This is a genomic window from Haloechinothrix salitolerans (assembly GCF_042662605.1).
Classification (GTDB): domain Bacteria; phylum Actinomycetota; class Actinomycetes; order Mycobacteriales; family Pseudonocardiaceae; genus Haloechinothrix_A; species Haloechinothrix_A salitolerans.
This window is the reverse complement of sequence record NZ_JBHSXX010000001.1, coordinates 3,537,096-3,558,705: the sequence shown is the minus strand read 5'-3', so window position 1 is coordinate 3,558,705 and position 21,610 is coordinate 3,537,096. Positions and strand designations below refer to the sequence as shown.

Genomic DNA, 21,610 nt, shown 5'->3' with positions numbered 1-21,610 from the left:
CACTCGATTGTGCCGTCCACAGTGGAGGTGAGCGCCGACATCACGGTGTCTCGCGTTCTTGGACCACCCTGGCCAACTCACGCACCATTCGCTGGTTGCGGAGACGCAGCGCGGCGTCCGTCAGCACGGTGTGCCACCACGCCCCAGGGCCGGTCAACGGATGCTCGTCGATGACGACGACCGTGCGGCCCTCGCCCCACCGCAGCAGCGAGATCGACACTCGGGCGCTGCCCACCTTCCCCGCGTGCGCCTCCAGTTCCAGCCGTTGGCCGGGCTCGACGTGCCGGACCGTCGTCACGTCCGTGATGGTGAAGCGGCCGATGCCGACCTCGTAGCTGAGCTGGGCGCCCTCCTCCGGCCAGTGCGCGTCCACGTCGAGAATGTGCTGGGTTCCGACCACCCAGTCGGCGTAGGTCCAGCCGTCGCTGAGCACGTCCCACACTTGGTCGACGCCCCGGTTGACGAGCACGTTGAGCACAGCCATGTGCTCTGGGCTACCCGGAATTACGCCCGCTCAACCGGCACCTCATCGGGGACACCGTTTGCCACGGGCCTTGCGGTGGGTACCCACGCGGCGTCTGTGATCCCTTACGCGGAGAAAGCCATGGCCGACACTTCGAACTCCCGCGCGCACGCGCCGTACGACAGTAAGGACGAGCAACTCGAAACCGCAAGGGTCGACCCAGCCGGCACCCGGCTGACGACGCAGCAGGGGGTCGCCGTCGACCACACCGACGACGCGCTCGCCGCCGGTGAGCGCGGTCCGACGTTGCTTGAGGACTTCCACGCCAGGGAGAAGATCACCCACTTCGACCACGAGCGCATCCCCGAGCGAGTGGTACACGCCCGAGGGGCGGGCGCCTACGGCCAGTTTCAGCCCTACGACGACTGGCTCGCCGACTACACCGTGGCGCGGTTCCTCACCGATCCGAGCCAGCGGACGCCGGTGTTCACCCGGTTCTCCACCGTCGCCGGGTCCCGCGGGTCGGCCGACACGGTGCGCGACGTGCGCGGCTTCGCGACGAAGTTCTACACCGAGCAGGGAAACTACGACCTCGTCGGCAACAACATGCCCGTCTTCTTCATCCAGGACGGCATCAAGTTCCCCGATTTCGTGCACGCGGTGAAGCCGGAGCCGGATAACGAGATACCGCAGGCCCAGTCCGCGCACGACACCTTCTGGGACTTCGTCGCGCAGCAGCCGGAGTCGCTGCACATGGTGATGTGGCTGATGTCCGACCGTGCCGTGCCGCGCAGCTACCGGATGATGCAGGGCTTCGGCGTCCACACCTTCCGTTTCGTCAACGCCGACGGCGTCGGCACGTTCGTCAAGTTCCACTGGACGCCGTTGCTCGGCACGCACTCCCTGGTCTGGGACGAGGCGCAGAAGGCCGCGGGCAAGGACCCGGACTTCAACCGCCGCGACCTGTGGGAGGCGATCGAGATGGGCGCCTATCCCGAGTGGGAGCTGGGCGTGCAGTTGGTGCCGGAGTCCGACGAGTTCGCGTTTGACTTCGACCTGCTCGACCCCACGAAGATCATCCCCGAGGAGCACGTGCCGGTCCGTCCGGTCGGCAGGCTGACGTTGAACCGGAACCCGCACAACTTCTTCGCCGAGACCGAGCAGATCGCGTTCCACACGGCGAACGTCGTGCCGGGGATCGACTTCACCAACGACCCGCTGCTTCAGGCGCGCAACTTCTCCTATTTGGACACTCAGCTCATCCGGCTTGGCGGGCCGAACTTCAGCCAGCTTCCGATCAACCGCCCGGTCGCCGAGGTCAGCACCAATCAGCGCGACGGCTTCGGCCAGCAGCGCATCCACCGTGGCCGCACCAGCTACGTCAAGAACAGCATCGCTGGTGGCTACCCCTACGTGGGCGGTGATCACGGCGACGTCTTCCGGCACTACCAGGAGAAGGTCGAGGGCGACAAGATCAGGAAACGCGCCGAGAGCTTCCGCGACTACTACAGCCAGGCGGCGTTGTTCTGGAACAGCATGTCCGAAGTGGAGCAGGAGCACATCGTGAGCGCGTTCCGCTTCGAGCTGGGCAAGGTCGATCACACCGAGGTGCGCCAGGACGTCGTCGACCAGCTCGCGCACGTCGACGTCGACCTCGCGGCGCTCGTCGCGAACGGGATCGGCGTGACGCCGCCGGAGGGCGCCGCGAACCCGAACCACGGTCGCAGCTCCCCCGCGCTCAGCCAGCTCACCACGACGATGAGCACCATCGCGACCCGCAAGGTCGCCATCCTGGCCGCCGACGGCGTCGACGGCGCCACGGTGCAGGCGCTACGCGAGGCGCTGAGCAAGCGCGACGCCGTCCCCGAGGTGCTCGCCCTCTCGGACGGCGCGGTGCGGTCCGCCGACGACACCGAGGTCACCGCCGACCGCGCGATCAACACGGTCGCCTCGGTGCTCTACGACGCCGTCATCGTGCCCGGCGGGGCCGACTCGGTGCGAGCGCTCGCCGCCGACGGCTACGCCGTGCACTTCCTGGCCGAGGCGTACAAGCATGCGAAGGTCATCGGAGCACTCGCCGAAGGACGCAGGCTCCTGGAGCGCGCGTGGGCCTCAGGACTGGCAGTGGCCGCCGATGGCGACCGGGTGGCCGAAGACGAGGGTGTGGTGACCGCGGGCGTCAATGGCGAGGTGCCCACGGAGTTCGTCGACACCTTCGCGAGCGAACTCGCCGGTCACCGTGTCTGGCGGCGCAACACCGCCGAAGTCCCCGCGTGAGCCCGCGCGGCGTTCGGTTCACCCGTCACCGGTGAACCGAACGCTGACGCGTGCGCGACCATACCGATTCATGGCCATACGCTTCCGTCACACGGGTTTGCCCGGGGCGGGCGCGGTGGTACTCCGAGCTCAATACGGAACGTCCACACGAAACGAGCCGACTGCGGGAATCGCACATCAGGCTCAACGGGAGGCATCTGGACGTCTCGCTATGTCTGCTGCCTGCGGTTTTCCGGGAGGAAGCACGATGCTCAATCAGCGCGATCGTCGGCAACTCAACGCCCTTGCCCGCCAAATCACCGAGGATGACCCGGCACTCGCCGAGGCATTCGAAAACTGGCGGATGCCGCCGCCCGAGTCCCCGTCACCCGAGCTGTCACGGACACGTACGACGCAACCAGACAACCACCGGATCACCGGACGCTTCTCAGCCGCCATGTCATTACGGCGGTGGTGGGGTGCGCTGTTCGTCGTGTGTGGGCTCGCGTTGGTGGTACTGACCGCCGTCGGGGTAACGCTCAAGGCGTGGACCATCGTCGCGATCAGCCTGGCCGCGCTGGGCACGGTGTTCGGCGTTGCCGCGTTGTGTTTCTGGCTGTCGTACCGCAACGCGGTCAGCGACCGACGGCGTCGCCGTAGCTGACGCACCGCCTCGCGCCGAGCCAGGCACTAGCTTGCGAAGGCGGCACGCATGGCAGGCCGCTGTCGCGCACCCGTTGCACGATATCCGCCTCTGCCGAGGTGCATAGGCCATCGAGGATGTCCTCGTCGACGACCGCGCACATCAGATCGGGATGCGGGAGGTCGACGGGAACGAAGCCTCGGCCGCACGCCCAGTCGTACACGGCGAGCAGCTCGGCGGAATCACCCAGAAATACGACGCCGTCTCCCGACCGCTCGTCTCGGTGATGATGTCCGGCACGACGTGCCGTGCTGGTCTTCCGTAGCCAGTGGTTCTGTCGCACCATCTTTCACCTCCTGCCCTCGCGTGTACCCACACACGGCGACGGCAATCCAGGTAACCCGATACCACCGTTCCGACACCTACGACGCCTGGTGGTACGCGTCGATGATCTCGGCGGGGATGCGTCCTCGGTCGGACACGTCATACCCCTGTTCCCGAGCCCATTCGCGAATTGCGCGGTTCTCCTCGCGGTCACCCGTTTCCTTCGCCGCCTGCTTGGGCGCCTGCCGAGCCGCCTTTCCCGGTTGTTTGCGCCCGCCAGTCCGACGGGCATGCTCGATGAATTGCCCGAGTGAGTCACGAAGCTCGGCGGCGTTCTTAGCGGAGAGGTCGATCTCGTAGTCCACACCATCCAACGAGAACACCACCGACTCATCCGCTTCGGAACCGTCGATATCGTCAATGAGCTCGACAGACACCTTCTCTGCCATACCAATCCCTTCGAAGAAATTAAACAACCATCTCAGTGAGCATAATAGCCGCATTCATTGCGTCAATCGCATTCCACCCACGAGACACGCCGGGGGTGATCGTGCGCCGGCCGCCGAATCCCCGGCGCGGTGTGCGACAACCCGAGTCGGGGTACTCCGTTCGCGACCATCCCACAGACGAGTCCGGAGGACAGGTATGGCCGCGAAGAACGTCTTCGTGCTTGGTCTCGACGAACAGAACCTCGCGACGCTGCGCGACATCGACACGATTGACCTGCGATTTCACCCGTTGCTACGCATCGAGGAACTGCAGGCGGCCGAGATCGACATATCCGCGCTCCTGGACAAGGCGACCGAGCAGCTGGAGGCGTTCGAGGGCTCCATCGACGCTATCGTGGGGTACTGGGACTTCCCGGTGAGCTCCATGGTGCCGATCCTGTGCGACCGGTTCGGCCTACGCAGCGCCGACCTGGACGCCGTCGTCAAGTGCGAGCACAAGTACTGGAGCAGGCTGGAACAGTCCAAGGTGATCGACGACTACCCTGCCTTCGGGCTGGTAGATCCGTTCCACGACACCATGCCGCCCGACGGACTCGACTACCCGTTCTGGATCAAGCCGGTGAAGTCGTTCTCCTCCGCGCTGGCGTTCAAGGTGCGCGACGAAACCGAGTTCGCCAACGCGCTCGCCGAGATCCGCGACGGTATCCACCGCATGGGTGACCCGTTCGAGTATGTGCTTAACCAGCTCGATCTGCCGAAGGAAATCGAGGAGGCAGGCGGCAACGCATGCCTGGCCGAGGCGGAGATCACCGGCGCGCAGCTCACTGTTGAGGGATACAACGACGGCACCGACATCCACATCTACGGCATCGTCGACTCCGTACCGTACGCGGGCAGCTCCAGCTTCCTGCGCTACGAGTACCCCTCCACGCTGTCGGAAGACATGGTCGAGCGCGCCAAGGAAGCTTCACGCAAGGTCATCCGCCAGGTCGGGCTGGAGTCGGTGGCGTTCAACATCGAGTTCTTCGCAGACCCGGTCCGAGAAGAACTGGCGCTGCTCGAGGTGAACCCGCGCCATTCGCAATCGCACGCACGCCTGTTCGAGCTGGTCGACGGCACGCCGAACCACCAGTGCATGGTTCGGCTGGCGCTCGGTCTCGACCCGAACCTGCCCCGGGACAAGGGGCCGTATGAACACGCGGCGAAGTGGTTCTTGCGCCGCTTCGACGACGCGTACGTGCGTCAGGTGCCATCGAACGAGGACATCGAACGAGTGCGGGAGCACGCGCCGGACACCTGGATCACGATCCTCATCGACGAGGGCGTCCAGTTATCCGAGACGGCGCCGCAGGACAGCTACAGCTATGAGCTCGCGGACATCTTCATCGGTGCGCACAGTGAACAGGAACTACACGAAAAATATGAGCAATGTGTCGCGGGCCTGCCGTTCGAATTCGACGAATAAGACACGCCCGGCACACCTTAGCGCTCGATATGACACAACCGATAACGGTCACGTTCCGAAACCGTGTGACGGACGGAGAAGCGCAATGAGTACGGTATCCCAGCGCGCCCGGGTAGTCGATACATTTCGTGTCGGTGCCGTCGTGTTGCCGAGTGTCGCGACCGGACTCATCCAACGACGCGAGCCGGCGATGGGGTTCGCCGACACGCTGCGCCTGGACCGGAGAGCCATCCGTCGGATGCAACTGCTCCGCGCCCGTTACGGCGCCCGCCTGCTGCGACTGCGAGTACCAGGTCGGTCGATGGCGCTGGTCCTCTCCCCTGACGACGTCGGCGGGATCCTCGCCAACGCACCTGAGCCGTTCAGCCCCGCAAGCACCGAGAAGCGCGCCGCACTGGCGCACTTCCAGCCCCATGGTGTGTTGATCTCGCAGGGAGAAGCGCGCCCACAGCGGCGACATGTGAACGAAGCGGTACTGGACACCCACCAGCCGCTGCACCGGCTCGCGGGCAACATCACGACCCTAGTCTCCGATGAGGCCCTGCGGCTCATCGGCACCGCCACCTCGGCGGGACAGCTGACCTGGCAAGACTTCAGCGAGCGGTGGTGGCGCATCGTGCGCAGGGTGGTGCTCGGCGAGCGGGCGGCCGACGACCAGTTGTTGATCACACAGCTGGAGTCGCTGCGCAGGAGAGCCAACTGGGCGCAGTTCGCGCCGACGGCACGCCGGACACGGCAGCGATTCGCCGGACGTCTTGGCGAGTACGTCGATCACCCCGAGGCGGGCAGCATCGCGGGACTGTTGGCCGACACCCCTGCCGGTCCCGACGCCAACCCGCGCGGTCAGGTGCCGCACTGGCTGTTCGCGTTCGACGCGGCGGGCATCGTGGCCTACCGGACGCTCGCCCTCCTCGCTAGCCGCCCGGACCTGGCGAGGACCGCCCGTGACGAGTCGCACGACTTGGAGTCTCCGCGACAGCTGCCGTTCCTGCGCGCGAGCGTGCTCGACTCGGCCCGACTTTGGCCCACAACACCGTTGCTGTTGCGGGAGACCACGAGCACGACCGAGTGGGACGGGACGACGTTGCCCTCGGGCACGACGCTGCTGATCTACACGCCGTTCTTCCACCGGGACGAGCGCACGCTCTCCTATGCCGACCGGTTCGCACCGGACATCTGGCTGGACGGCACCGCGCGAGCGAATCCCGCCCTCGTCCCGTTCAGTGACGGTCCCGCGCAGTGCCCCGGCGAGAACCTGGTGTTGTTCGTGTCGAGCACACTACTGGCGCACCTACTCGTCGCACGAGACTTCACGCAGGTCGGCGGGCACCGCCTCGATCCGCGGCACCCGCTACCTTCGACGTTGAACCCGTTCGCGCTTCGTTTCGCCGTGTCGTAGGGGCGGGGCGTATTAGCGGTCGTCCCACTCCTCGCCGTCAAGCGTGGCGTCGTCCTCGTCGAAGCTCACCGGGATCGCCTTGTCAGCGGCGTCGACGTCGCTGACCTCGCGATCCGGCACCGTGTCGGGTCGAGGTGGTTCGGCCATAGTTCCCTCCCGCTGGTCCAGCGCGTCGCCGACCGGCGCTTCGTCGTCGAGCTCGGGCTCACGCGCTGTCTCGTCGAAGTGTGTCACCTCCGATGAGTACCCGATCGCCGCGAATCTATACAGCGGGACGACGTCGAGATCGGCGCGGCGTCGTCGTGAGCCACTATGCGCCCGGTGTGTCAACAGGATGTCCCGAATGTCCGACCTCGCTTGTCACAGCGGGCGCATAGTGGGCGACAGGCCGGGCGGGCGAGCGGCGACGTTACTCCTCCGGCTCCGCCAGATCGTCGCGAGCCAAACCCGCCACGTGACCGGTGCGATATGCCGTCCGGCCGAGCAACTGTGCCAGAACCGGTGCCGTGATCGTCTGGAACAGCGCCACCAGCCCAAGCCCGGCCGCGGCCATGACGTCCAACCGTAGTGCCGCCCCGGCCAGGATCAGCAACAACCCGAACGTCTGCGGTTTCGTTGCCGCCTGCACCCGGCTCATGACGTCGGGAAACCGCACCAAGCCGATGGCACCCGCCACGCCGATCAGCCCGCCACTAATCAGCAACACCGCTGAGATCACGTCGGTCATCGGTGCCGCCGCCGTTCCGCGATCGTCCGCACCGCCGTGAGCGAGCCGATGAAGCCAACCAACGCGACTGTCATAGGCAGTGCCAGTTCGCCGGATCGGCCGGTCATGGCCATGTTGGTCACAACGCCCGCCACGAACAGCACCACGATCATCTCCAGCGCGACGATCCGATCGAGCGTTGATGGACCTCGCAGCAGCCGTCCTGTCGCGAGCAGCGCGGCGACGGCGAGCAGGCCGAACGTCACCGTGAACACCACCGTCATCGACTCACCCCACGTTCCGTCTCGACGTCGTCTCGCGCTCCGAACGTCCGCAGGACCAGCCGCTGTAGTCGACGAGCGGTCGCGCGCACCTGCGCCACGTCGGAGGCACCCGCCGTGCCGAGCGCGTGCACGTAGTACTGACCTCGTGTCCGGTCGATCGCAACGACGAAGGTGCCTGGGGACAGCGTCAGCAGGCTCGCCGCGACGGCCGTGGGCACGTCGTCATCGGTGAGCATCTCCACCGCGACGATCGCCGTCCGCACCGTGCCGCCGTATCGCAGCGCGTCCCACCCGACCCGAACGCCCGAGAGCGCGACGTCGGAGAGCACGAATCCGGCGAGCCGCAGCAGTGGGATCGGCCGCACCACGAGCCGTTCGGACACGTCGGGCAGCGGGAACAGCACCACGATCGCGGCGGCGACGGCCACACCGGAGGCCACCGCGAGCGGCGTCAACTCCCACCACAGCAGCAGCCACACCGCGACCAGCCACACCAGCGTCGGTAGCCTGCGGGGCACCCACCAGCCGTTCATCATGGTTCGCCTCCCAACACGGCCGACCGGTACGACGTCACGTCGAGTACGTGGGTCGCGGCGCGATCGGCCACCGCGGACAGCGGCCCGGCGAACGCGGCCATCGCCACTCCCACGCCGATGAGCACCGCGCAGGCCGTAGTCATCACCGGCGCAAGCTCGCCGCTGGAGCGATCGGCGTCGGCGCTACCCTCGCGGCCAGTGCCCCAGAACGCGATCACCCACACCCGAGCGAGCGCGTAGAGCGTCACGAAACTGGTGACGACGGCGGCCCCGGCGAGCACCACGCCCAGTTCGGTGTCGCTGACCGCGCCGCCGCGCAGCAGCGTGACCTTGGCGAGAAACCCGGACAGCGGCGGCAGCCCGGCGAGGTTCGCCGCGCCAGTCGCGAACAGGACGGCGAGCAGCGGCCGCTGCCGCGCCACCCCACCGGGCATCCGTCGCAGCGACGTCGCACCGGTGTGCCGGGCGACGAGGCCGAGCACCAGGAACAGTCCGGCCTGCACCGTGATGTGGTGCAGCGCGTAGAGGATCGCCCCGGTCAGTCCCGCCTCGCTGAAGAGCCCGAGCCCGAACAGCATGAACCCGATGTGGCTGACCAGCAGGAACGACAACATCCGGTTGACGTCGTCCTGCGCGACCGCGCCGAGTGCGCCGAGCAGCATGGTGATCAGCGCCGCGACAAGCAGCACGTGCCAGGCGTCCTGGTGTGCGAACACCGCCGTCTGCACGCGGATCAGCGCGTACACACCCACCTTGGTCAGCAGCCCGGCGAACACCGCCGTGATCGGCGCGGGCGCGGTCGGATAGCTGTCCGGCAGCCAGAAATGCAGCGGCACCACGGCGGCCTTGATGCCGATCACGGTCACGAACAACAGGCTCAGGGCGCCGCGCAGTGCGGGGTCGACGTCGGACAGCTTCGCGCCGAGGTCGGCGAGGTTAACTGTGCCCGTCGCCGCGTAGACCAGCGCGATCAGGGTAATGAGCAGCAACGTCGACGTCAGCCCGGTGATCACGTACGTCATCGCGGCGCGCACCCGATCCGCCGTCACGCCCCGGGTGATGAGCACGTACGACGCGGTGAGCATCAGCTCGAACGCCACGAACAGCGTGAAGAGGTCACCGGTCAGGTACGCCAGCATCACGCCAGCGGTGAGCACAAGGTAGACCGGGTGGAACGAAGTCGTCGCCGTCCGGCCGTGGTCGGTGACGCGCTGGCCGAGCGCGTACAGCATCACGACGACCGTCACCACGGCGGAGACCAGCAGCATGAGCGCCGACAGCCGATCGGCCACCAGCGTGATCCCGGCAGGCGGCGGGTAACCGCCGAGCCGCAGCACCACCGCGCCGTGGGAGTCGACTATCCAAAGCAGGATGGCGGCGTCCACCAACACCGCGCTCAACGCGACGCCGCTGACCACCCGTTGCGCGTGCCGGATACGGCTCACCAGCAACGAGAGCCCCGCCGCTAGTAATGGCAGCAGCGCGGGTAGCGCCACGAGCAGGCCGGTCACGGCTCGCCCTCCCGCAGGGAGATGACCGAGGCGGGTTCGTCCTCGGTCTCCGGCGCCCGCCTGAGCCGTCGGTCCTCGACGTCGTCCTGCACCTCATCGTCCTTGAGTAGCACGGACGACCGGTAGGCCAGCGCCAGCAGCAGCACCGTGACGGCGAAGGTGATCACGATCGCCGTCAGTGCCATCGCCTGCGGGAGCGGGTCCGACGCCGCGCCGAGCGCTTTGCCCACCTTGGCCGGTTCCCCGGCAGGGCCGCCCGCCGCCTGCAGGAACAGGTTGGCGCCGTGGCCGACGAGCACGATACCCAGCAGCACCCGCATGAGTGAGCGCTGCATCAGCAGATAGAAGCCAGCGGCGTAGATGACGGCGAGCACGACCACCAACGTGATGTTGATCGGCACTACTCCTCCTCCCCTTCCCTACTGCGCACTCCGGCGCCGAGCGTGCGCAGGAGGTCGAGCACGGCACCGAGGATGAGCACGTAGACCCCGATGTCGAGTGCCAGGTTGCTGTTCAGCGCGATCTCACTACCCCACGGCGTGTGCGACGTGACCTTCCCGGAAGCCAGAACGGGCTCGCCGAAGGCGACCGGCGACAGCGCGCTCACAGTCGTCAGGGCGAGCCCAGCGCCGGTGAGGGCAAGCGGCCGGACGCGGACCGCGGCGAATAGCTCGGCGCTACCCGCGACGGCATAGCGCAGCACGAACGCCAGCCCGGCGACGAGACCACCGGCGAAGCCGCCGCCGAGATGGTGGTGTCCCGCGAACAGCAGGTACACCGATAGCAGCAGCACCGTCGGAAAGACCGCGCGAGCGGTGACTTCGAGGACGACGGATCGCCGCAGCGGTGGCTGGTCCTCTGCCGTGAGCAGCCACGGCTGGCGAGGCGTGTCCCTGTCCTCGACGCGGCTCGGGACGTCAGGATCGTCTTTCGGCACCATCCGCCTCACCATCCACACGATCCGCGAGTTCGTCTGTGCCCCGCCGCGGTGGCGCGAAGTGCCGCACGGCCCTCGTGGCGGCCAGGATCAGGCCCGCCGCGCCGGTGACAGCGGCGGCCAGCACGCTGATCTCGCCGATCGTGTCCATCGCGCGGTAGTCCACGAGGATCGCGGTGACCACATTGGACGCACCGGTGTCATCTTTGCCATGCCGCAGGTAGTACGCGCTGGCCTCGGCCGCCGTGCCGCGCTGGCCGGACAGCAGCACCGCCCCTGCCGCGACGACACCGCCACCGACCACGGCGATCGTCGCCTTGAGCCACCGGAACGGCGCTGGGTGGCGCGGGTCGTCCCGCGCCCGCATCTTCCCCGCGCCGCGATCGCCGCTGAACGCGGCGGGGAACTGCCGCAACACCAACACGAACACCACCAGGGTCAGCGTCTCGACCAGAAACTGGGCGAGCGCGACATCGATAGCGCCGTGTACGACGAACAGCGCACCGATCGCGTAGCCCGCGCCTCCAACGCACAGCACGGCGGTGAGCCTGCGTCGCGCGACGAGCACCCCGACACAGCCGAGCACGATGATCACCGCGAGCGGCAGCTGCACCCACCGATCCCACGCCCGCATGCCGCCTGGGACTCCGGTACCGGTCAACACCACGGCGGCGGGCACCGCGAACACCGTCAGCAAGGTGACGCCCAGATAGACGGGCAACGACCCGACCTGGGTGTGTCCGGTGACGATCCGCGCGAGCGCGTCGAAACCGTGCACGGTGCGCGCGTAGCCGCGCTGCGCGTCCAGCGGCTGAGGCAGCCTTCGCAGCGTCGGCGTCACCCGGTACAGCAGGTACCCGGTCACCAGGACGAGCGCGGCGAGCCCGAGCGACGGAGTCAAGCCATGCCACAGCTTGAGGGTGTAGCCATAGCTGTCGGGTAACGCGCTCGCGTACGGGTCAACAACGGCGGTCAGCGACGTGCCGGCGAAACCGAGCACGCCACCTAGCACGGCGGGTAACGCGACCGCGACCACGGGCTGCCAGGGCCGCGTACCGGGAAGGTCGGTCCCCTCGACATCTGGCTTGGTGGCGAACGCGCCCCAAACGAACCGCGCCGAATACGCCACGGTGAGCACGGTGCCGAGCGCGATCGCCACGAGCACGACGACGTCCAAGCCGCCCTTGAGGAACGCCTTGAACATAGCCTCCTTCGCGACGAAACCAAGCAGCGGCGGCAATCCCGCCATGGACGCCGCCGCGAGCGCGCCGCCGACCGCCAGCGATGGCCAGCGCCTGCCGACGCCCGACAGCTCCCGCACCGACCGGGAGCCGGACACCTTCTCGATGGCGCCTACCGTCAGAAACAGCGCTGACTTGAACAGCGCGTGCCCGATGAGCAGCGCCATCCCGGCGAGCGCCGCGGTCCTCGTACCCCAGCCCAGTAGCACCAACAGCAGCCCGAGCTGGCTGATCGTGCCGTAGGCGAGCAACGCCTTGAGATCGTCGGTCCGCAGCGCCCGGTAGCCGCCAACCAGGAGCGACGCCAGTCCGGCCACGGTGACGACCGTGACGAACACCGGGTTCGACGCGAACCCTGGCGCGAGCCTCGCCACCAGGTACACGCCGGCCTTGACCATCGCCGCCGCGTGCAGATAGGCGCTCACGGGTGTCGGCGCCACCATCGCGGCGGGCAGCCACGAGTGCAGTGGCAGCTGGGCCGATTTCCCCAGCACTCCGATCAGCACGAGCACGAGTGCGACGTCAACGGCGGCACCGGTCGGCGCGGCGGCCACGATGCCCGACAACCGCCAGGTTCCCGCCGCCTCCCCGAGCATGATCAGCCCGAGCAGCATGGCGAAACCGCCGAGCGTGGTCATCAGCAGCCCCTGGACGGCGTGACGACGCCTGTCGCTGGAACGGCCGGGTCCGCCGATCAGCACGAACGAGCACAGCGTCGTCAGTTCCCAGAACAGGTACAGCCCGATGATGTCGTCGGCGAGGACGAGCCCGAGCATCGCTCCGGCGAACGCGACGAGCACCGCCGTGTCGCGGGCCGTGCCGGGCTCATCGTGTCCGTACCACCCCTGGTAGGCGAGCACGACAGCACCGACGCCGGTGACCAGCAACGCCATGATCAGCGACAGCGCGTCCACGCGGAAGCTCAGCTCGATGCCGAGCGGGCTCGCCCACGGCAGGGTCGCCGTCGCCGGTTTCGCCCCGCCCAGCCACAGATGTGCGACCGCAAGCCACACGAAGGCCGCGGCAGGTGGCGCCGCCCCCACCGCGGCCACGGTCAGCGGTTCCGCATTCGCTTAACGGCGATCAGCGCCGCGACCAGGCCGAGCGAGCCCAGCGCGGACGCGCCGATCGCACCGCGATGCCGCGCCGCCGTGATGTACTGCTGCTGCATCGCCTCGGTGGCGCGTGTCTTGACGTCCAGCTTCGACGCCAGCTCCGAGACCGTGTCGGCCAGTTCCTCGCGAGTCAGCTCGACGTCATGCCGCAGATCTTCCACGGTCGGCGTGCTGCCCGGCATGGTCTTCTCCTCGGTCTTCCTTTCGGACTCCCGCTCCGGGGCGTGGTGTGTCCCCTGCTGTGCCTCGGTCATCGCCGCGCACCTTCCTTCACCGTCTCGACGTCGGTCTTGACGCTGGTGATGGTGTCCTCGGGTGTCGGTGGCGCCGCCTTACGGACCAGCAGTGCGCCGCCGAGTCCCAGCAGCGCCCCGAGCACGATGAGGCCACCGCCCATGATCAACGCGGCGGCCCAGAACGGCAGGCCGAGCGCGATTACCCACACCAGCGCGGCGATCAGCGCGGCGCCACCGTAGAAGGCGCTCACCGCCGCCGCGACGAGCAGACCACCGCCGAAGGCACCGCGTTTGGCCTTCGCGGTCACCTCCTGGACGGCCAGCTTCGCCTCGCTGCGCATCAGATGCGACGTCTGCTGCGAGACGTCGCGCACCAGTTGTGTGGTGGAGCGGCCGTTCTCGCGGGTGTCCGTTACCTCTGCGGTCGTCATGTCACTCTCCCTTCCTACGCTCGATCGCGTGCGGAGTCGGAGAACTCTCGGAGCCGATCGACTGGTCCGGCTGGTTGCAACGGGGGCGTGCTCATGCCCCCGCCCTCGCGAAGTCCGTGCAAGAAGTCCTCCAGCGCCTCGATCGCGGTGTAGCGGGGCGCCCAGCCAAGGTCGACGCGTGCCCGCGTCGTGTCCATGAGCGGTAGCCGCAGCACGGCGTCGAACAGGCCTGGCGACGCGGGGACGACGTGCGTGTGCCACGCGGCGGAAAGTAGCGCCCGCAACGGACCGGCGGGCAGCCGTACCGAGCGCGCCCCGAGCAGATCCGCGATGGTGTCGGCGTCGATCACCGGGTCGGCGGCGATGTTGTAGGCACCGTGCGCGTCGCCGACGGTCGCGATCCGGAAGGCGTCGGCGACGTCGGAGGCGTGCACGGTCTGCATCCGCAGACCCGCGATGTCCGGCACCATCGGGAGGAGCTGCGAGCGCACCAGCTTGCCCGGCAGCAGCGGCCCGGCGAACAGCCTGCGCTGCTCCGCTGCCGCGGTGTCCTTGAAGACGAACGCCGGACGCATCCGCACCACCCGGGTGTCGGGGTTGTCGCGTTCAAAGCCGTCCAGGGCGCGTTCTAGGTACGCCTTCTCGCGGGTGTAGGCCGCGCCGGGCCAGCCATGCGTCGGCCAGCTCTCGGTGACCTGTTCCTCGTCTCGCCCCGGTGAGTACGCGCCGACCGACGAGCTGCACACCAGGGAGGGCACGCCCATGTTCGCGGCCGAGTCGAACACTCGCATGCCGCCGAGGACGTTGGTCTCCCAGGTGGCGACGGGGTCGCGCGTCGGCTGGAACAGCCACGCCAGGTGAATCACCACGTCGCGGTCGCGGAACACGCGGTCAAGGTGCGGTGCCGAGTTCGGGTCGGCGATGTCGATCGTGGCGATGTCCAACTTCGGTACGTGCCACGACGTGTACCTGCGCACGATGCCGGTGATCGACGCGACTCGGGAGTCACGTGAGAGCGCCTGGACCACGCTGGTGCCGATATTGCCCGTCGCGCCAGTCACCGCCACTCTGAGTCCGTCCGCCACGGTTCCACTCCCTTCGGCACGTCCCACCGGCGCGCCACCGTCGGTGGTCGGTCGTCGTCACTGGTTGGGTACCCGGTGAGACGCGTGATCAATCGACCACGAGAGTGGGACGTCGAGGGTAAGCGCTACATCGTGGCCCCGGTGCCGATGATCAGTGAGCGCAGTGCCCGCGGGAAGTCCTCGTCGGCGACAGCATCCGGGTCCGCGATCCGTTGCAGCGCGTGGCCGTAGCGGTTCGCGCCACTCGTCCGACAGTTCAACAACGTCATCGGCAGCGGTCGCTGGTTCGACGGTCATACACGATCCGCCTGCCGAGCACGCGCAACGGCTTCTCCGGGCCCGCGACGTTGGTGGTCAGCGTGATGATGCTGTGCTGTGGGAGCCGCGCGCCGAGGACGTCCAGCAGCTCGGTGCGGTCGGGTACGGGACCGTCGATCACGGTCACCGACCCGATCGACAGCGACACGCGCGGGTCGGCGTCCTCGATCTCAAGGAACGCGGCGTCGAGCGCGTTCAGGTACTCCATGAGGTGAGGATTCGCCCGTGGGTGGGCGCCGCGCAGGGCCGGAAGCACCCGAACCCGGGGTCCAAAGCAGTCGTCCAGTGCTGTTAGTGCCCGGCCGGGTCGGACAGGTAGCGGCGCACGGCGTCGGCGAACGTGGCGGCGTGCAGGCCGTCGACGTAGCGGTGGTCGAACGTCGCGGTGAGGGTGAGCATGGGGCGGACGACGACCTCGCCGTCGACCGCGACCGGCCGATCGGTCACCGCGCCGACCAGCACGAGGACGGGCACGCGGTAGTACGGCGCGAGCGGCGAGAGCCCCTTGGTGACACCCCACATACCGACCGACGTGATCATGGCGCTGCCGAACGCCTGGCGCGGCATGCCGAGCGCGCGCAGGTCGAGGTTGAGGTCGGACGTCAGCCACGCCGCACCTCGCAACGCCAGCCGCAGCAGCCGGGGCGGCAACGCGGACAGCGCCGCCTTGCTGCGGCCGAACGTCTCGTCCTCGTCGTTGCGGATCGCCCTGACGCGCGCGGCGAGCTCGGAGGCGATGTCGGTGACCGACTTGGCGTCGGCGTGCTCGATCTTGACGCCGGTCAGCTCGCCGCCCGCCTCGTCGGCCGTCGCGATGACGAAGACGTCCGTGCTCTCGCGTTCGTAACCACGACCCCAGGCGCGGCGCAGGCGGAACGCGGGCACCTCGGTCAGCGCGTAGGCAACCGACTTGGCGACCACGTGCGTCACCGTGACCGGCACGTCGGTCCGCGCTCGGGCTTCCGCCAGGTGCGTCAGCAGCGGGCCCGCGTCCAGCTCCATCTCGCCGTAGAACTGGGGATCCTTCGGGGGACCCCAGGTGGCCTGTGCCAGCTTCCGCCAGCCACGAGCACGCTCGGACATGTGACGACTGTACGACGTGAGCGGCGCTGCGTCGGGTTTTCGCGCGGGAGCGTGATCGTCTCCCCGCACCGGTTGCGCCGTTCATCGTGCTGATGCCAAGCCTCCGTAACACGTCACCGCCGCGCGGCGAACCTGGAGGCGTCCGAACACTCACGAAGGGCCACGAAGGGCCACGAAGGGCGTAGCCATGCCCGCGCAATCCATCGATGAGGCGCTGGCTGCGCTCGACGACATCATCGAGCGCGCCCGCCGCGACAGCGACCGCCGCGGCTACTTCGCGGTGCTGTATCGGAAGGTCACCGCCAACGTCAAGGACGCCATCGACGCCGGGGTCTTCGACGACGCCGAACGCATGGCGCGGCTCGACATCCTCTTCGCCAATCGGTACCTCGACGCCGAGCACGCCCACACGCGCGGCGGAGAGCTGACGCGGAGCTGGCGGATCGCGTTCGACGCCTGCACGCGATGGCGACCGCTGCTGCTGCAACACCTGCTCGCCGGGATCAACGCGCACATCAACCTGGACCTCGGCATCGCGGCGGCGCGCTGCTCGCCGGGTCCGCGGTTGGCGGATCTGCGCGGCGACTATGGGCGGATCAACGACATCCTCGCGTCGATGATCGCGCAGGTGCAGGAGAATATCGGCACGGTGTCGCCGCTACTCGGGCTGCTCGACACGATCGGTGGCAGGCGCGACGACGAGATCATCAAGTTCAGCATCACGCACGCCCGCAACGGCGCGTGGCGGTTCGCGACACGGCTTGCCGCGTTGCCGGAGGCCGCGTGGGCGGACGCGATCGACGACCAGGACCGCCGCGTGTCGCTGGTCGCGCACGCCGTGCTGCGCCCCGGCCTGCTCAGCGCGGGACTGCTGGTGATCCGGCTCGCCGAGAGCAACGACGTCGCCCGCAACATCGACGCGCTCGCGGTGGCACCGGAGCCGGAGCTGTCGCCGTAGACGCGCTGGCCGCCGGCGCGTTGTCGGCTCCCGACGCCTCGGCGTTACCCCAGGTCGCGCAGGAACGGCCCGGCGCGGGCCTTGGGGTCGAACCACGTCGACTTCGGCGGCATCACGGCCCCGGCGTCCGCGACCGCCATGACGTCCGCGACGCCGGGCGGGTGCAGCATGAACCCCACCGCGTCGTGCTCGGCGGACCACCGCGCGACGGCGTCGGCGTCCCGCGTACCCGGCAATGGCAGGACGCGCGTTCCGGTCGCCTCAATGAGCGGGCCGAGCACGCCGTCTTCCAGCACGGAGACGTCCAGCGACGCGCACGGATCGGCCGACCGCGCCGCGCGCAGCCGCAACCGATACCACCGGCCGTCGAGCCACACCGCAACGCTCCCCGGCTCGGCCGCACCCGAAGCGCACTCCTCGATCGACTCGGTCGCCGGCTGCGACGCCAGGACATCCACGAGATCCGACGTCGACACACCGCCGGGGCGCGGCAGGCCTCGGTGGTAGCCGAGCAGCCGGAGCTGGTCGGCGGGGAACAGTGCGCCGAGCACGGTGTCGCAGGACTCGGGGTGTCGGGTGGCGTGCCGTTCGGCGGCGGCCATGCGGTGATGCCCGTCCGCGATGTAGAGGGTGTCGATGTCGCTGATCTCGGTGCGGATGTCGTCGGCGAGCGCACCGGGCGGCTCGATCCAGACCGACTGCGCGACGTCGTCTCCGAGCAGTTCGACGTCCGGTGTCCGCTGGGTGATGCTCGCGACCAGCGCGCCGAGCTGGGGCCGTGGCTGGTGGGTCAGCATAATCGGGACGAGTTCGCAGCGGGTCGTCGCCAGCAGTTCCTCCAGCCTGCGCACCCGCTCCGGCTGGGTCGCCTCGTGACGGCGGACCCGACCGGCGCGGTAGTCTTCGATGCCGACGTCGGCGAGCACTCCGGTCTGCTCGTGGCCGTCCGCCGCCAGCCGGTACACGATCAGCGCGCCGTCGGGCGGCTGCGTGAACAGCTCCTGCCTGGCGAGCTGCCGCAGCCGCGCCGCGCCCCTGCGAGCGTCGTCCGGCGACCCGCCGGTCAGCTTCGCGTCCAGTTTGGACAGTCGCGTGGCCTGGCGCGGGTTCGCGATCAGCACCCGGGACGTGCGCGGCACGGCCGGGCATGACTCCGGCGCGGTGAGGACATCGACGTTCCGGGATGGCGACGTCATGACGGCCCCGCGTACGCGAGCGGTTCAGGCGTGACGCGGTGCGGCAGCCGTCCTCGCTCGAACTCCTGGATCATGTGCACGACCTCGTCGGCGATGGCGTGCTGCGCCTGCTCGGTGGACGCGCCGATGTGGTGGGTGCCGTAGACGTTCGGGTGCCGCGCCAGCGCGGAGTCGATCGTGCCGGTGGACTGCCCCGGTTCGTCGTCGAAGACATCGAGGCCCGCCCGGATGCCCTTCGTGTCCATGGCCTCGATCAGCGCGTCCTCATCGATGACGTCGCTACGCGAGGTATTGAGCACGAAGCTGCCCGGCTGTACCCGCGCGAGCAGGTCGCGTCCGACGAGATGGCGGGTATCGGATGTGGCGGGGACGTGGAACGACAGGACGTCGCACGTCTCCGCGAGCGTCTCGATGCTGTCCACGAAGTTGACCCCGGCGGCGCGGGCGCGGTCGGTCTGGTGCCGCGGACGATTCGATTTCGCGACGGCGTAGACATGCGCGCCGAACGCCGTGGCGCGTTCCGCGAACGCGAGCCCAATCTGCCCGAGCCCGACGACGCCGATGCGACGACCCAGGATGCCGCGTGCGGTGGCGTAGCGCTTCTTGTCCCAGCGACCGGCGCGCAGGTCGGTGACGGCGTCGGGAATGTTGCGGTCCAGCGCCAGCAGCAGCGCGAACGTCAGCTCCGCGACGGCGACAGCATTGCGGCCAGGGACGTTGCACACGGCAACGCCGTGCTCGATTGCCGCGTCGCAGTCGATGGTGTTCGTACCCGAGCCCGCTCTGATGACCACGCTCAGATCGGACTGAGCGATGGCCTCCGCCGTGACCTTGGTGCTGCGGACGACAAGCGCGTCCTGCCCGCGCACGGTGTCCGGTAGCGCGTCGGCCGTCGTGTCTGGCTGGTAGCTGACCTCGTGACCGTCCCGGCGCAGCGCGGCGACGGCGTGGTCGGGGAAGGTGTCGGCTATCAAGATCCGCATAGGCACCCCTCGACGTGGTTGCGTTATAAACAACCGTTGCGTATTACGATATGGTCGCGCGGATGCCGTACAGACGTCAAGGGTGCGATGGGACGCCCTTTCGTCGGGCGGCTCGCAATGTGCCTAGCGCAGGATGGCGCGTAGTATGCAGTTCTCGTGACCGACCCGGTAGCGTTGTCGTGGAGCGGCGGCAAGGACAGCCTGCTCGCATTGGCCGCGCTCCAGGCGCGCGGGGTCGACGTCGTCGAGTTGCTGGTCAACGTCGTCGACAGCACCGGGCGTGCCGTAATGCATGACGTCCCCGCCGAGTTGTTGCGCGAGCAGTCGTCGGCGCTCGGGGTCGGATGCCGCGAGATCCGGCTACCCGCGCGGGCCAGCAACGCCGAGTACGAGGCAACTGTCGCCACGGCGATGCGGGCACTGCGCGCGGACGGCGTCACGCGCGTGGCATTCGGCGACCTGCACCTGACGGATGTGCGCGCCTACCGCGAGGCGCAGCTCGACGCGCTCGGGATCGAGGCGGTCTTTCCGTTGTGGGGCCGCGATACCGCGCGACTCATGGCGGACTTCCTGCGCGAGGGACACCGGGCCATCGTCATCTGCGTCGACACCGAGCAGCTCGACGGCTCCTACTGCGGCCGGTACGTCACCGAACGGTTCCTGGCGGACCTCCCGGCGGGCGTCGACGCCGCTGGCGAGAACGGCGAGTACCACACGTTCGTCTTCGACAGTCCCCTGTTCGCCCACGAGGTCAGCTTCCGCACCGGCGAGCAGGTGACGAGAACGAACCGGTTCCGCTACCAGGAGCTGGCGCACCCAGACTGAGTGCTACTCCCCCACGAACACCGCCAGCGACGCGGTGAAGCCGTGCAGCGCGTTGCGCCCCGCGACCGGCCCCAACTCCCCCGCCGCGAAGAAGCCCGCGACTGGAATCCCGCCGAGGACGTCCGCGATGAGGGTGGCGTCGTGGTCGGAGACGTCGAACATTCGGCTTCCCCGACCATTACAGGTGAACAGCAGCGCCCCCGCCGGGCTGCTCGCCGCCACGGCCTGCTGGAGCCGCTCACGCAGGTCGGCGTCCGCACTGGCGGCGTCGCGGATCTGGAACTGCACCGTGGTGCCCACCTCGATGACGTCGCCGACCTCGATGGCGCCGGACTCCTGGTCAGCGCCGAGCACACCCCGGATGAGGAAGTCGCCGTGCTCCGGGTCGTCGACATATTCGTCTACGAGGACGCCGATCTGCGGCCCCCGTTGGACAATGTCGAGCTGCTCGTCTGGCAACGTGGCGATGACCTCGCGCAGCCGTTCGAGTGGTGGGCGTCCGCCGAGACCGGAGATCCGGTTTCCGCTGCTTTCCGTGACCGTGTACGCCTCCCCGATCGGCCGACACCCTTGCGAGACCACGGTGACTCCGCGCCAACCAGGCAGCCGCACGCCGACCGCGCCGGAGTCGACCACCTGGTGGTCACGGAACAAGCGGCATTCGCCCGGCCCGCCGCCGCTGACCATGCCGCCCATGACCTGTACGCCGGGTCGGTGCGCGTTGAGGTGATCCAGGAGGACATCGGCGGGGAACGAGTGCGGGTCGGGCAACAACAGATGGAAGTCATCACCCGCGTGGCCGAACTCGTAACCCGCGAACAAACCACCGGACGACGTGCGCACGAACTCCAGGTGGAACGTCTCCACCGGCTCCGGTAGCGACGCCAGCCACACCGCCACCGACGGCTCGCCCTCGAGCTCACGCGTGTTGGCGACGACGGTTTCCGCCACGCAGCCGATGAGCGCGTCCGGTACAGCCGTATCGTGCACCGTCGCGAGGACGCCCTGCGCGTCATCGCCGTACTCCGACGAGGTCAGCAGCACCGCGAGCGTCGCGGACTCGCCGTCGAGATCAGCCAACGCCGACGTCGCCGCTTCGGCCGCGGCCTTCCTGGGGTTTCGCTCCGTGGAGACTCCGACACCAATACGCACCCGTCCATGGTGCA

The 21,610-nt window shown here is 68.5% G+C and carries 26 protein-coding genes; 6 read left to right on the top strand and 20 right to left on the bottom strand.

Annotation, left to right across the window (positions count from 1 at the left end; all coding sequences use genetic code 11):
- Nucleotides 1-40 precede the first annotated feature (40 nt).
- Complete coding sequence (locus ACFQGD_RS16905) at nt 41-484, bottom strand: SRPBCC family protein (RefSeq protein WP_345396791.1); 444 nt, start codon at nt 482-484, stop codon at nt 41-43.
- Between the two features lie 120 nt (nt 485-604).
- Between ACFQGD_RS16905 and ACFQGD_RS16900 the strand changes: the two genes are divergently transcribed.
- Together ACFQGD_RS16900 and ACFQGD_RS16895 are read left to right on the top strand one after the other, a co-directional pair.
- Nucleotides 605-2,740 (top strand): catalase, encoded by a 2,136-nt coding sequence (locus ACFQGD_RS16900; RefSeq protein WP_345396788.1) that lies wholly within the window; start codon nt 605-607, stop codon nt 2,738-2,740.
- A 247-nt stretch (nt 2,741-2,987) separates the two neighbouring features.
- On the top strand, nt 2,988-3,383 hold the full coding sequence (locus ACFQGD_RS16895; RefSeq protein ID WP_345396785.1) for a hypothetical protein: 396 nt from the start codon (nt 2,988-2,990) through the stop codon (nt 3,381-3,383).
- Here ACFQGD_RS16895 and ACFQGD_RS16890 read toward each other — a convergent pair.
- Both ACFQGD_RS16890 and ACFQGD_RS16885 read right to left on the bottom strand, forming a co-directional pair.
- The gene (locus ACFQGD_RS16890) at nt 3,355-3,708 is read right to left on the bottom strand and encodes a hypothetical protein (RefSeq protein ID WP_345396782.1); all 354 of its coding nucleotides are present in this window, start codon (nt 3,706-3,708) and stop codon (nt 3,355-3,357) included. The two genes, ACFQGD_RS16895 and ACFQGD_RS16890, sit on opposite strands and share 29 nt — an antisense overlap.
- 76 nt (nt 3,709-3,784) lie before the next feature.
- The gene (locus tag ACFQGD_RS16885; RefSeq protein ID WP_345396779.1) at nt 3,785-4,135 is read right to left on the bottom strand and encodes a histone-like nucleoid-structuring protein Lsr2; all 351 of its coding nucleotides are present in this window, start codon (nt 4,133-4,135) and stop codon (nt 3,785-3,787) included.
- A 196-nt stretch (nt 4,136-4,331) separates the two neighbouring features.
- On the opposite strand from ACFQGD_RS16885, the gene ACFQGD_RS16880 reads away from it, so the two are divergent.
- Both ACFQGD_RS16880 and ACFQGD_RS16875 read left to right on the top strand, forming a co-directional pair.
- Nucleotides 4,332-5,600: an ATP-grasp domain-containing protein gene (locus ACFQGD_RS16880; protein ID WP_345396776.1), complete on the top strand. Its 1,269-nt coding sequence runs from the start codon at nt 4,332-4,334 to the stop codon at nt 5,598-5,600.
- Between the two features lie 85 nt (nt 5,601-5,685).
- Nucleotides 5,686-6,999, top strand: a complete 1,314-nt coding sequence (locus ACFQGD_RS16875) for a cytochrome P450 (protein ID WP_345396773.1) — start codon at nt 5,686-5,688, stop codon at nt 6,997-6,999.
- Nucleotides 7,000-7,011: 12 nt separating this feature from the next.
- Here the strand turns inward: ACFQGD_RS16875 and ACFQGD_RS16870 are convergent, their stop codons facing one another.
- The 14 genes from ACFQGD_RS16870 to ACFQGD_RS16805 form a co-directional block, all read right to left on the bottom strand.
- Nucleotides 7,012-7,233: a hypothetical protein gene (locus ACFQGD_RS16870; protein WP_345396770.1), complete on the bottom strand. Its 222-nt coding sequence runs from the start codon at nt 7,231-7,233 to the stop codon at nt 7,012-7,014.
- Nucleotides 7,234-7,408: 175 nt separating this feature from the next.
- Nucleotides 7,409-7,726 carry a monovalent cation/H(+) antiporter subunit G gene (gene mnhG / locus ACFQGD_RS16865; protein ID WP_345396767.1) on the bottom strand — a complete coding sequence of 106 codons (318 nt, stop codon included), beginning with the start codon at nt 7,724-7,726 and terminating at the stop codon, nt 7,409-7,411.
- The gene (locus ACFQGD_RS16860) at nt 7,723-7,989 is read right to left on the bottom strand and encodes an MrpF/PhaF family protein (protein WP_345396764.1); all 267 of its coding nucleotides are present in this window, start codon (nt 7,987-7,989) and stop codon (nt 7,723-7,725) included. The genes mnhG and ACFQGD_RS16860 overlap by 4 nt, the downstream gene beginning before the upstream one ends.
- On the bottom strand, nt 7,986-8,525 hold the full coding sequence (locus ACFQGD_RS16855; protein ID WP_345396762.1) for a Na+/H+ antiporter subunit E: 540 nt from the start codon (nt 8,523-8,525) through the stop codon (nt 7,986-7,988). Before ACFQGD_RS16855 ends, ACFQGD_RS16860 begins: the two co-directional genes overlap by 4 nt.
- On the bottom strand, nt 8,522-10,036 hold the full coding sequence (locus tag ACFQGD_RS16850; RefSeq protein ID WP_345396759.1) for a Na+/H+ antiporter subunit D: 1,515 nt from the start codon (nt 10,034-10,036) through the stop codon (nt 8,522-8,524). Before ACFQGD_RS16850 ends, ACFQGD_RS16855 begins: the two co-directional genes overlap by 4 nt.
- Complete coding sequence (locus tag ACFQGD_RS16845) at nt 10,033-10,437, bottom strand: NADH-quinone oxidoreductase subunit K (RefSeq protein ID WP_345396756.1); 405 nt, start codon at nt 10,435-10,437, stop codon at nt 10,033-10,035. Before ACFQGD_RS16845 ends, ACFQGD_RS16850 begins: the two co-directional genes overlap by 4 nt.
- Nucleotides 10,437-10,976, bottom strand: coding sequence for an MnhB domain-containing protein (locus tag ACFQGD_RS16840; RefSeq protein ID WP_345396753.1), 540 nt, complete (start codon nt 10,974-10,976; stop codon nt 10,437-10,439). Before ACFQGD_RS16840 ends, ACFQGD_RS16845 begins: the two co-directional genes overlap by 1 nt.
- A complete protein-coding gene (gene mbhE, locus ACFQGD_RS16835) occupies nt 10,954-13,257 on the bottom strand; it encodes a hydrogen gas-evolving membrane-bound hydrogenase subunit E (RefSeq protein WP_345396750.1) in 2,304 nt (767 codons plus the stop codon). Before mbhE ends, ACFQGD_RS16840 begins: the two co-directional genes overlap by 23 nt.
- Before the next feature lie 11 nt (nt 13,258-13,268).
- Nucleotides 13,269-13,583: a DUF3618 domain-containing protein gene (locus ACFQGD_RS16830; protein ID WP_345396748.1), complete on the bottom strand. Its 315-nt coding sequence runs from the start codon at nt 13,581-13,583 to the stop codon at nt 13,269-13,271.
- Nucleotides 13,580-13,996, bottom strand: a complete 417-nt coding sequence (locus tag ACFQGD_RS16825) for a phage holin family protein (protein WP_345396746.1) — start codon at nt 13,994-13,996, stop codon at nt 13,580-13,582. Before ACFQGD_RS16825 ends, ACFQGD_RS16830 begins: the two co-directional genes overlap by 4 nt.
- 14 nt (nt 13,997-14,010) lie before the next feature.
- Nucleotides 14,011-15,081 carry an NAD-dependent epimerase/dehydratase family protein gene (locus ACFQGD_RS16820; RefSeq protein ID WP_345396743.1) on the bottom strand — a complete coding sequence of 357 codons (1,071 nt, stop codon included), beginning with the start codon at nt 15,079-15,081 and terminating at the stop codon, nt 14,011-14,013.
- Nucleotides 15,082-15,206: 125 nt separating this feature from the next.
- Nucleotides 15,207-15,350, bottom strand: a complete 144-nt coding sequence (locus ACFQGD_RS16815; RefSeq protein ID WP_345396740.1) for a hypothetical protein — start codon at nt 15,348-15,350, stop codon at nt 15,207-15,209.
- Nucleotides 15,347-15,607 (bottom strand): hypothetical protein, encoded by a 261-nt coding sequence (locus ACFQGD_RS16810; RefSeq protein ID WP_345396737.1) that lies wholly within the window; start codon nt 15,605-15,607, stop codon nt 15,347-15,349. The genes ACFQGD_RS16815 and ACFQGD_RS16810 overlap by 4 nt, the downstream gene beginning before the upstream one ends.
- An 83-nt stretch (nt 15,608-15,690) precedes the next feature.
- A complete protein-coding gene (locus tag ACFQGD_RS16805; protein ID WP_345396734.1) occupies nt 15,691-16,482 on the bottom strand; it encodes a 2-oxo acid dehydrogenase subunit E2 in 792 nt (263 codons plus the stop codon).
- A gap of 187 nt (nt 16,483-16,669) precedes the next feature.
- Here ACFQGD_RS16805 and ACFQGD_RS16800 point away from each other — a divergent pair, with 187 nt between their 5' ends.
- Nucleotides 16,670-17,440, top strand: coding sequence for a DUF5995 family protein (locus tag ACFQGD_RS16800; protein ID WP_345396731.1), 771 nt, complete (start codon nt 16,670-16,672; stop codon nt 17,438-17,440).
- Between the two features lie 44 nt (nt 17,441-17,484).
- On the opposite strand, the gene ACFQGD_RS16795 is transcribed toward ACFQGD_RS16800, so the two are convergent.
- Nucleotides 17,485-18,636, bottom strand: a complete 1,152-nt coding sequence (locus ACFQGD_RS16795; protein ID WP_345396728.1) for a DUF1015 family protein — start codon at nt 18,634-18,636, stop codon at nt 17,485-17,487.
- Nucleotides 18,633-19,619, bottom strand: coding sequence for an NAD(P)-dependent oxidoreductase (locus ACFQGD_RS16790; protein ID WP_345396725.1), 987 nt, complete (start codon nt 19,617-19,619; stop codon nt 18,633-18,635). Before ACFQGD_RS16790 ends, ACFQGD_RS16795 begins: the two co-directional genes overlap by 4 nt.
- A gap of 156 nt (nt 19,620-19,775) precedes the next feature.
- Here ACFQGD_RS16790 and ACFQGD_RS16785 point away from each other — a divergent pair, with 156 nt between their 5' ends.
- Nucleotides 19,776-20,444, top strand: a complete 669-nt coding sequence (locus ACFQGD_RS16785; protein ID WP_345396722.1) for a Dph6-related ATP pyrophosphatase — start codon at nt 19,776-19,778, stop codon at nt 20,442-20,444.
- A gap of 3 nt (nt 20,445-20,447) precedes the next feature.
- Here ACFQGD_RS16785 and ACFQGD_RS16780 read toward each other — a convergent pair whose 3' ends face one another.
- Nucleotides 20,448-21,596 (bottom strand): FIST signal transduction protein, encoded by a 1,149-nt coding sequence (locus ACFQGD_RS16780; RefSeq protein ID WP_345396719.1) that lies wholly within the window; start codon nt 21,594-21,596, stop codon nt 20,448-20,450.
- Between the last annotated feature and the right edge of the window lie 14 nt (nt 21,597-21,610).

Excerpts from the sequence above, each read along its gene's own strand:
- ACFQGD_RS16800 (WP_345396731.1), top strand. The coding sequence starts at position 16,670 with ATGCCCGCGCAATCCATCGATGAGGCGCTGGCTGCGCTCGACGACATC.
- ACFQGD_RS16895 (WP_345396785.1), top strand. The coding sequence starts at position 2,988 with ATGCTCAATCAGCGCGATCGTCGGCAACTCAACGCCCTTGCCCGCCAA.
- ACFQGD_RS16905 (WP_345396791.1), bottom strand. The coding sequence starts at position 484 with ATGGCTGTGCTCAACGTGCTCGTCAACCGGGGCGTCGACCAAGTGTGG.
- ACFQGD_RS16810 (WP_345396737.1), bottom strand. The coding sequence starts at position 15,607 with ATGGAGTACCTGAACGCGCTCGACGCCGCGTTCCTTGAGATCGAGGAC.
- ACFQGD_RS16880 (WP_345396776.1), top strand. The coding sequence starts at position 4,332 with ATGGCCGCGAAGAACGTCTTCGTGCTTGGTCTCGACGAACAGAACCTC.
- ACFQGD_RS16885 (WP_345396779.1), bottom strand. The coding sequence starts at position 4,135 with ATGGCAGAGAAGGTGTCTGTCGAGCTCATTGACGATATCGACGGTTCC.
- ACFQGD_RS16795 (WP_345396728.1), bottom strand. The coding sequence starts at position 18,636 with ATGACGTCGCCATCCCGGAACGTCGATGTCCTCACCGCGCCGGAGTCA.
- ACFQGD_RS16830 (WP_345396748.1), bottom strand. The coding sequence starts at position 13,583 with ATGACCGAGGCACAGCAGGGGACACACCACGCCCCGGAGCGGGAGTCC.
- ACFQGD_RS16815 (WP_345396740.1), bottom strand. The coding sequence starts at position 15,350 with ATGACGTTGTTGAACTGTCGGACGAGTGGCGCGAACCGCTACGGCCAC.
- ACFQGD_RS16890 (WP_345396782.1), bottom strand. The coding sequence starts at position 3,708 with ATGGTGCGACAGAACCACTGGCTACGGAAGACCAGCACGGCACGTCGT.
- ACFQGD_RS16805 (WP_345396734.1), bottom strand. The coding sequence starts at position 16,482 with ATGTCCGAGCGTGCTCGTGGCTGGCGGAAGCTGGCACAGGCCACCTGG.
- ACFQGD_RS16790 (WP_345396725.1), bottom strand. The coding sequence starts at position 19,619 with ATGCGGATCTTGATAGCCGACACCTTCCCCGACCACGCCGTCGCCGCG.
- ACFQGD_RS16855 (WP_345396762.1), bottom strand. The coding sequence starts at position 8,525 with ATGATGAACGGCTGGTGGGTGCCCCGCAGGCTACCGACGCTGGTGTGG.
- mnhG (WP_345396767.1), bottom strand. The coding sequence starts at position 7,726 with ATGACCGACGTGATCTCAGCGGTGTTGCTGATTAGTGGCGGGCTGATC.
- ACFQGD_RS16840 (WP_345396753.1), bottom strand. The coding sequence starts at position 10,976 with ATGGTGCCGAAAGACGATCCTGACGTCCCGAGCCGCGTCGAGGACAGG.
- ACFQGD_RS16900 (WP_345396788.1), top strand. The coding sequence starts at position 605 with ATGGCCGACACTTCGAACTCCCGCGCGCACGCGCCGTACGACAGTAAG.
- ACFQGD_RS16875 (WP_345396773.1), top strand. The coding sequence starts at position 5,686 with ATGAGTACGGTATCCCAGCGCGCCCGGGTAGTCGATACATTTCGTGTC.
- ACFQGD_RS16825 (WP_345396746.1), bottom strand. The coding sequence starts at position 13,996 with ATGACGACCGCAGAGGTAACGGACACCCGCGAGAACGGCCGCTCCACC.
- ACFQGD_RS16860 (WP_345396764.1), bottom strand. The coding sequence starts at position 7,989 with ATGACGGTGGTGTTCACGGTGACGTTCGGCCTGCTCGCCGTCGCCGCG.